Genomic DNA, 8,733 nt, shown 5'->3' with positions numbered 1-8,733 from the left:
CCGTCTTTCCCAGTCTCCCCATGCGAGGAAACTGCGTATCCGGTATTAGCATTCGTTTCCGAATGTTATCCCGGTCTTGCAGGCAGGTTGCCTACGTGTTACTCACCCGTCCGCCGCTAACCTTCCCCGAAGGGAAAGTCCGCTCGACTTGCATGTATTAGGCACGCCGCCAGCGTTCGTCCTGAGCCAGGATCAAACTCTCCATAAAAGTGGCCGAAGCCATTGTATAGAATAAGCTTGTTAGCTCATCGCTGACTTGCTTGTTCAAACCTTTTGACAGGTCGCTCATTGTTCAGTTTTCAAGGAACAAATGTTTCTCTCGTTCGCCCATGTCTCAGCGGCGACTTGATTAATATATCACAGATGCCTAGTTCATTGCAAGCATTATTTTTTGTTTTAACAAAAAACTGTGATACATTACCGCGCCTCAAAAGGGGCAAGGAGTAATATACCACAGCTAGTCTACTGGGGTCAAGCTATTTAGCAACAAGTTTAAGCTTTTGTTCGGGTGATGACTTCTTCGATATATAGCTGTCTCTCGATCGCCAAATTCACGATTGTGCCGTTAACCGAAACCCATGGGCGCGTCGGATGGTTACGATCCGAAAACACGATTTCCCCCAACCGATCGTCGCTCAGGCGAACGACCGTCCCGTTATGGAACTGGGTCGCCTTCTCGATGAAGATCCGCACGTACGCCGGATCCAGCTTCCCGAACGAGTCTTGATGCAGTTGTTCCAAGACGAGATAAGGAGAAGCGGCCTTACGATAAGCCCGCTTCATCGTCATGGCATTGAAAATGTCCGAAATCGCCACGAATTTGGCATAGGGATGAATCTTCTCGGAACCGATGCCGAGCGGATAGCCGCTGCCGTCGAAGCGTTCGTGATGCTGCAGCGCGGCCAATTTGACGCCTTCGTTCACGGCGGCGACGTTCTTCAGCAGCTGGTAGCCCAGCACGGTGTGCCGCTTCATCTCTTCCGTCTCGTCCGGCGTCAGCTTGGTGGGTTTGTTCAAGATATCGCGGTCGATCCTCGCGTTGCCGATATCATGCAGCAACCCGGCCAAGGCCGACTGCATCCAGTCCTTCTTAGGCAATCCGTTCCACTGCGCCAGCATATAGCAGCATAAGGCGGACATGGCGCTCTTGTGAAATAGATAATCCTCGTCCGGAACGTTCTGCGGAGAGAACGTCAAGATTTTATATTCTTGGCTTTCTTGAAGCAGCAGTTCAAGCTGATTGCGAATATCGAGAATCGGCAGCGATTGCCCGCTCATCATTTGGTTAAACACGCGCTTGAGCAGTACGACCGTACGGTCGTACTCCATCATCAGCGACGTCTTTACGAGCGTTTCTTTCGGCTGCTCTTGATTTTTATCGCTGTTCGCTTCCGCCGCCTCTTTCTTCTCCGGCGGCCCGTCGACGACGACCTGTGGCACGAGAAAGGCCTGCAGGAGCTCCAGCTCGCGCGGCGTAACGACCTTCCCCTTGTGGAAAAGCACGTTTCCGAGCGGCGTCAAAACATCCTGCGTAATTTTGTCTCCCAGCTTGACTTGCGAAACCGTTACCGTGCCCATAGGTCTCTCCCTCACCTTGCTTGCCTCAACTTCGCCTTGCGGAATTACGATTCGGTCGACTCGTCGTTATCGCCGTCGGCTTCCATCTCTTCTCCGCCCTCCGGCTCTTCGCTTCGCGCGACCCGGGTTACCGTAGCCACGGAATCGTCTTCGCGGATATTGATCAATCTGACCCCTTGCGTATTCCGACCCATGGTGGAGATATCCCCCATGCTCATGCGAATCAGCGTGCCGGAGGACGTCATGATCATCAGATCCTCGTCGTTCTGTACGACGCGCAGGCTGACGATCAAGCCCTTCTTCTCCTGCACGTTGAGCGTCTTGATCCCCTTGCCGCCACGGCTCTGGGAACGGTATTCGGCCTCAGGCGTGCGTTTGCCGTAGCCGTTGGCGGTCACGATCAGAATATCGCAGCCCGGCAAGACGACATCCATGCCGATGACTTCGTCCTCGTCGTCGGAACTGATGCCCTTCACGCCCGTCGCCGAACGTCCCATCGGACGCACGTCTTGTTCCGGGAAGCGAATGGACATCCCTTGGCTCGTGCCCATAATGATTTCCTGCTTGCCGTCCGTCAGCTTGACGCCGATCAAATCGTCGTCTTCGCGGAGGTTGATGGCGATCAGTCCAACCTTGCGGATGTTCGCGTAATCGTCGAGCGGCGTCTTCTTGACGATGCCGTTCTTGGTCGCGAAGAACAGGTAACGGTCCGGTTCGAACGACTCTACCGGAATAACGGCGTTGACCGTTTCGCCTTGCTCGATCTGGAGCAGGTTGATGATCGGCGTGCCCCGTGCCGTGCGGCTGAGATCCGGAATCTCGTAGGCTTTCAACCGGTACACTTTGCCCTTGTTCGTAAAGAAGAGCAAGAAGTGATGCGTATTGGAAACGAACAGATGCTCGACGAAGTCGGTATCCTTCGTATCCATGCCGATGACGCCTTTGCCGCCGCGCTTCTGGCTGCGGTACGTCGTGACCGGCAGGCGCTTCACGTAGCCGGAATGCGTGACCGAGATGACGACGTCCTCGCGCGGGATCAGATCCTCGTCGAGAATCTCGTCTTCGCTGGTCATCAGTTCCGTACGGCGCTCGTCGCCGAACTTCTCTTTCACTTCTTCCAGCTCATCGTGGATGATTTGGAGCACAAGCTGCTCGTCGGCCAGAATGGCTTTGTATTCCGCAATCTTGCGTAGCAGCTCCGCATACTCGGCCTCGATCTTGTCGCGTTCCAATCCCGTCAGGCGCTGCAGGCGCATATCGAGAATCGCTTGCGCCTGGTCGAAGCTGAGGCCGAAGCGCGAAATCAGGCCGTCGCGTGCTTCTTCCGTCGTCTGCGAAGCGCGGATCAGCCGGATGACCTCGTCCAGGTTATCCAGCGCGATGCGCAAGCCCTCCAGGATATGGGCGCGGGCCTCCGCCTTCTTCAGGTCGAACTCGGTGCGGCGGCGGATGACTTCCACTTGGTGCTCGAGGTAGTAGTACAAGATCTCGCGCAGATTGAGCGTGCGCGGTTCCCCCTTCACGAGCGCCAGCATGTTGAAGCCGAAGTTCATTTGCATCTGCGTATGCTTGAACAGGTTGTTCAGCACGACCGTCGGCGTCACGTCGCGGCGAAGTTCGATGACGACCCGCATGCCGTTGCGGTCGGATTCGTCCCGAAGGTCCGTAATGCCTTCGATCTTCTTCTCGCGCACGAGCTCGGCGATCTTCTCGACGAGACGCGCCTTGACGACCTGGTATGGCAATTCGTGCACGATGATGCGCGCTTTGCCGCCGTTCTCCTCGATCGTCGCGCGGGCGCGCATGGTCACGGACCCGCGGCCGGTCGTATACGCTTGGCGCATGCCTTCCCGGCCCATCACGAAGCCGGCCGTAGGGAAGTCCGGGCCTTTAATATAATCCATCAATTCGATCGGCGTGATATCCGGCTGGCGGATCATCGCCTGCACCCCGTTGATGACCTCCGTCAGGTTATGCGGCGGAATATTGGTCGCCATCCCGACGGCGATCCCCGTCAGCCCGTTAACCAACAGGTTCGGGAAGCGCGCCGGCAGTACGGTCGGCTCGTGCTCCTCGCCGTCGTAGTTCGGGGCGAAATCGATCGTTTCTTTATTGATATCGCGCAGCATTTCCATGGCGATCTTGGAGAGACGCGCCTCCGTATAACGCATTGCCGCCGCCATGTCGCCGTCGATGGAACCGAAGTTGCCGTGACCGTCGACGAGCATATAACGGAGCGAGAAGTCCTGGGCCATCCGTACCATCGTCTCGTATACCGCGGAATCGCCGTGCGGATGGTACTTGCCGATGACTTCGCCGACGATCCGGGCGGATTTCTTGTACGGCTTGTCCGGCGACATGCCGAGCTCCGACATCGCGAACAGAATGCGGCGATGCACGGGCTTCAAGCCGTCCCGAACGTCCGGCAGCGCGCGGCTGACGATGATACTCATTGCATAATCCATAAAGGATTCGCGCATCTCGGTTCCGATATCGCGATCCCTTACTTGCAGGTTGTTCTCTTCTGCCATCGTAAACCTCCTAGAGTTTGCATATGTTTAAGCTTCGCGACGGCCGAAAACGTGAATGACGGCACCGTAGACGAGCGGAAATAATCGGCGAATCCCTACTAGAATGATTATAGTTTCGGCTACTTCCGGCCATCCTTAAACGTTTGCAAACATGAAACTTGCCGTGCGCGCGTTCCGTTCCCAAAACTTCCTTCGTTTTGGGCGTATACACGCTCCAAACCTGATTATCCGCCATAAACTAACACGAATTGCGGTCGGTTACTGTCATATGACGGAAGAACCAAAAAATAGGCATTATCTCTATTATAACATTGAATTTCAACCCTGTCTCCTTCAGGCACGGGATTCTCGGACTTGACCCTAACCATGAAAGGTGGAGCATCGTTGGCAATCCAACGCGTAAAAAGCAAATGGGCGAAGACGAAGGTGCTGCTGCTCTCGGAGCCGCTGCGCGAACGGATTCCGGTCACGAAACGTTGGAGCGCCGCGGCGCTCTCGGCCATGCTGGAGGAACACGGCATGGTGTACGTCAAGCCCGACCAAGGAACTTTCGGATTGGGCGTCGTTCGGGTCGAGAAGCTGCCCGATAACGTCTACGCCTTTCAATCCGGAACCGTCCAGCAGCGGTTCGGCTCGTTCGGGGAGATGGCCGATTCGCTTAAGGCCCGCATCGGAAGCCGTTCGTATCTCATCCAGCAAGGAATTCATCTGCTCACCCATACCGGGCTGCGCTTCGACATCCGCGTCATGGTGCAGCATAATCCCCGCCGCATCTGGGAAACGACAGGCATCATCGGCCGGCTGAGCCATCCCGATAAAATCGTCACGAATTACCACAGCGGCGGTGTTCCGATGGCTGTCGACAAGCTGATGTCCTCCCACCTGACGAAGGAGCAAATCGACAGCTACAAGATGTGGCTCGCCGACATCGGCACCTCCGTCGCCCGCCAGCTGCAAACCCGTTATCCGCGGCTGAAGGAGATCGGCATCGACATCGCGATCGATGAATCGTTGCGGCCTTGGATCCTCGAGGTCAATACGCTGCCGGATCCTTACATTTTTCGCAAGCTGAACGATAAATCGATGTTCCGCCGCATTCGCCGGTACTGCCGCGCCTATCGCCGCCGCGTGAAATAAAAACAAGCCGCCCGAACGTTGGGACGGCTTGCTGCGCTGTTTACGCGAAGGGATCAGATGTCGAGATTCTTGACCGATTTGGCGAATTCCTGAATGAATTCGCGCCGCGGTTCGACGTTGTCCCCCATTAGCGTTTCGAAAATATTGTCGGCTTCGATCGCATCCTCGATCGTCACCTGCAGCATCGTGCGGCTCTCGGGATCCATGGTCGTCTCCCACAGCTGGGCGGCGTTCATCTCGCCGAGGCCTTTGTACCGCTGCACGTTGACTTTGGCGCCTTCGCCGAATTCGGCGATGATCGCGTCGCGTTCCTTCTCGGTCTGCGCGTAACGGACCACCTTGTTGCGCTCGATCTTAAAGAGCGGCGGCTGCGCGATATAGACGTAGCCGGCTTCGATGATCTTGCGCATGTAGCGGAAGAAGAACGTCAGCAACAGCGTGCGGATATGCGCGCCGTCGACGTCGGCGTCCGTCATGATGATGACCTTATGATAACGTGCCTTGGAAAGGTCGAAGTCATCCGCGATGCTCGTGCCGAGCGCCGTGATGATTGCGCGGATCTCCGTGTTGGAGAGAATGCGGTCCAGACGGGCGCGCTCGACGTTCAGGATTTTGCCCCGGAGCGGCAGGATCGCCTGGAAATGACGATCGCGGCCTTGCTTGGCCGAGCCGCCCGCGGAGTCGCCTTCGACGATGTAAATCTCGCTGATCGACGCGTCGCGGGACGAACAGTCGGCGAGCTTGCCCGGCAGCGCGCTTACCTCGAGAGCGCTCTTGCGGCGCGTCAGCTCGCGCGCCTTGCGCGCGGCTTCGCGGGCCCGGGAAGCCTGCAGCCCCTTCTCGACGATCTTCTTCGACACGGCCGGGTTCTCGTCCAGGAACTCCTGGAACTTCTCGGCGAAGAACGATTCCACGATGCCGCGGACCTCGCTGTTGCCGAGCTTGGTCTTCGTCTGGCCTTCGAACTGCGGCTCCGGAATCTTGACGGAAATGATCGCCGTCAAGCCTTCGCGCACGTCGTCGCCGGACAGGTTGGAGTCGCTGTCCTTGATCGCGTTCATCTTGCGCGCGTATTCGTTGATAATCCGCGTCAGCGCGCTTTTGAAGCCGGATTCGTGCGTGCCGCCCTCGTGCGTGTTGATATTATTGGCGAACGAGTAAATGTTCTCGGTATAGCTGTCGTTGTACTGCAGCGCCACTTCGACTTGAATGTTGTCCTTCGCGCCTTCGACATAGATCGGTTCTTCGTGCAGGGCTTCGCGGCTGCGGTTCAAATACTTGACGAACTCGATGATGCCGCCGTCGTATTTGTACATGTGCGATGCACCCGTACGCTCGTCGGAGAGCGCGATTTCGATGCCTTTATTCAAAAACGCCAGCTCGCGGATCCGCGACTGGAGGATTTCGTATTCGTACACGAGCGTTTCGTTGAAAATGTCGCCGTCCGGCTTGAACGTGGTCGTCGTACCGGTGGTCTCCGTATCGCCGATCACTTGCAGCTCGTATTGCGGGATGCCCCGGCGATATTCCTGGCGGTGGACCTTGCCTTCCCGCTTAACCGTCACTTGGACCCATTCCGACAAGGCGTTCACGACGGAAATGCCGACGCCATGCAAACCGCCGGATACTTTGTACCCTTCGCCGCCGAACTTGCCGCCGGCGTGAAGCACGGTCATGACGACCTCGAGCGTCGATTTCTTCAGCTTCGCGTTCTCCCCGACGGGAATCCCGCGGCCGTTGTCGATCACGGTAATGCTGTTATCCTCGTGGATGATTACTTCGATGCGCGTGCAGAAGCCCGCCAGCGCTTCGTCAATGCTATTGTCAACGACTTCCCATACGAGGTGGTGAAGCCCTTTGCTGCTTGTGGAACCGATATACATCCCCGGGCGTTTGCGAACGGCTTCCAGCCCTTCAAGGACTTGAATCTGGCTTTCATCGTACGTGTGCTGATTCGACGACATGCTAGGTTTCACTGCTCCTCTCAACTACCCTGGTCGCGATTTTCGTTCGCTGCTCGGGCCTGCAACCTACTTGCCACTTTGCATCCTGACTGCCTGACAACCCTCTAACTAGTCGCAAAATGGTGCGATCGTTTCTTCAGCGTTGAGGATGAGATGGGCGAATAGTAGATCTTGTGTTCCGTTACGACGATGGATTTGGCTTCTTCCTCGCCTATGATTTCGACGTCCTTCCGCTTGCGGGCTTGCGCGACGAATTGCTTGGACAGCTTGGAGGACTGCTCGATCGAGATGTCGAAAATCGCCACGAGCTCCGCGGCACGAATGATTTTTTCCCCGCCTAAATGAATGTACATGCTCCCGCCCTCCGCTTCGTTCGTCTTGCAATCACGGCGCCACGCGCCCGTCCTGGACGTGATAGATCCGGGTATCGTGCAGCTTCCCGATGTCTACGCTCTCCAGGCCCGTCGTCGTAATGAACGTCTGAACCTTGGTTTGAAACGTTTCGATCAACTGCGTCTGCCGGTGCTGGTCGAGTTCCGACAGCACGTCGTCGAGCAGCAGCAGCGGGTATTCGCCGATTTCTTCGTGAATCAGCTCGATCTCGGCTAATTTCAGCGAAAGCGCGGTCGTGCGCTGCTGTCCTTGGGAGCCGTACACCGACGCTTCCTTGCCGTTGATAAAGAAGGCGATGTCATCGCGATGAGGACCAACGAGCGTCATTCCGCGACGAAGCTCCTGATCCTTGACTTGTGTTAACTTTATCATAAATTGCTCAAATAATATAGATTCTTCTTCCTTGGCGTCGCTTTCGAAGGAGGGCCGGTACAGGATGGACAGCTCTTCGGAACCGGCGGTAATGCCGGCATGGATCGTCTGCGCCCACTTTTGAAGCTTCTCTATGAAGTTTTGCCTTTTTTTCACAATTTTAACACCATACTCGGCAAGCTGCATGTTCCAGACGTCCAACATGGCCGCGTTGGCGTTGCCGGGCAAGGTGGATTTGAGGTAGTTGTTGCGCTGCTGCAGCACCTTGTGGTACTGGCCGAGCGCATGCAAATAACCGGGCTGCACTTGGCCGATCTCCATGTCGAGGAACCGGCGGCGCACGCCCGGCGTCCCCTTGACGATTTCGAGATCTTCCGGCGCGAACATGACCACGTTGAGCGAGCCGACGAAATCGCTCAGCTTGCGCTGCTCCAGCCCGTTGATCCTGGCTTTCTTCCCCTGCTGGGACAACGCAAGATCAAGCGTTACGGTGCCGTAACGCTTCTCGACCTCTCCCCGTATGCGCGCCTCTTCGGTCTGCCAGCCGATCAGCTCCTTATCCTTGCTCGTGCGGTGGGACTTCGTCAGCGCGAGCACAAGGATCGCTTCCAGCAAATTCGTCTTGCCCTGCGCGTTGCGCCCGATGAACAGATTGACCTGGCCGTCGGTCGCCAGCTGGATCTCTTCGTAATTGCGGTAATGCTGCAGGTGGATGGATTTTAATCGCAATGTAAAGCCTCCCGGTCATCGCCGGCGCC

At 56.6% G+C, this 8,733-nt stretch carries 6 protein-coding genes and 1 rRNA gene; 1 reads left to right on the top strand and 6 read right to left on the bottom strand.

Annotation, left to right across the window (positions count from 1 at the left end; all coding sequences use genetic code 11):
- From BMZ79_RS32850 to gyrA, 3 genes are all read right to left on the bottom strand, one after another.
- A 16S ribosomal RNA gene (locus BMZ79_RS32850) occupies positions 1–208 on the bottom strand; the annotation flags it as partial.
- 284 nt (positions 209–492) lie between these two features.
- Entirely contained in the window at positions 493–1,578 is a 1,086-nt protein-coding gene (locus tag BMZ79_RS32845) for an HD-GYP domain-containing protein (RefSeq protein ID WP_090649318.1), read from the bottom strand.
- 44 nt (positions 1,579–1,622) lie between these two features.
- Entirely contained in the window at positions 1,623–4,109 is a 2,487-nt protein-coding gene (gene gyrA, locus BMZ79_RS32840; protein ID WP_090649315.1) for a DNA gyrase subunit A, read from the bottom strand.
- Positions 4,110–4,493: 384 nt separating this feature from the next.
- Between gyrA and BMZ79_RS32835 the strand changes: the two genes are divergently transcribed.
- Entirely contained in the window at positions 4,494–5,246 is a 753-nt protein-coding gene (locus tag BMZ79_RS32835) for a YheC/YheD family protein (RefSeq protein ID WP_090649312.1), read from the top strand.
- Between the two features lie 53 nt (positions 5,247–5,299).
- On the opposite strand, the gene gyrB is transcribed toward BMZ79_RS32835, so the two are convergent.
- The 3 genes from gyrB to recF all read right to left on the bottom strand — a co-directional run bounded on the left by gyrB (position 5,300) and on the right by recF (position 8,704).
- Positions 5,300–7,210 (bottom strand): DNA topoisomerase (ATP-hydrolyzing) subunit B, encoded by a 1,911-nt coding sequence (gene gyrB, locus BMZ79_RS32830; protein WP_090649309.1) that lies wholly within the window; start codon positions 7,208–7,210, stop codon positions 5,300–5,302.
- 104 nt (positions 7,211–7,314) lie between these two features.
- Positions 7,315–7,563, bottom strand: a complete 249-nt coding sequence (remB, locus tag BMZ79_RS32825) for an extracellular matrix regulator RemB (RefSeq protein ID WP_090649306.1) — start codon at positions 7,561–7,563, stop codon at positions 7,315–7,317.
- 31 nt (positions 7,564–7,594) lie between these two features.
- Entirely contained in the window at positions 7,595–8,704 is a 1,110-nt protein-coding gene (recF, locus tag BMZ79_RS32820; RefSeq protein ID WP_090649303.1) for a DNA replication/repair protein RecF, read from the bottom strand.
- Positions 8,705–8,733 lie beyond the last annotated feature (29 nt).

The sequence above is a fragment of the Paenibacillus sp. UNC496MF genome (assembly GCF_900113915.1).
GTDB lineage: Bacteria > Bacillota > Bacilli > Paenibacillales > Paenibacillaceae > Paenibacillus_Z > Paenibacillus_Z artemisiicola.
Note: the sequence above shows the minus strand (reverse complement) of the source record. Positions and strands in the feature narration are given on the sequence as shown.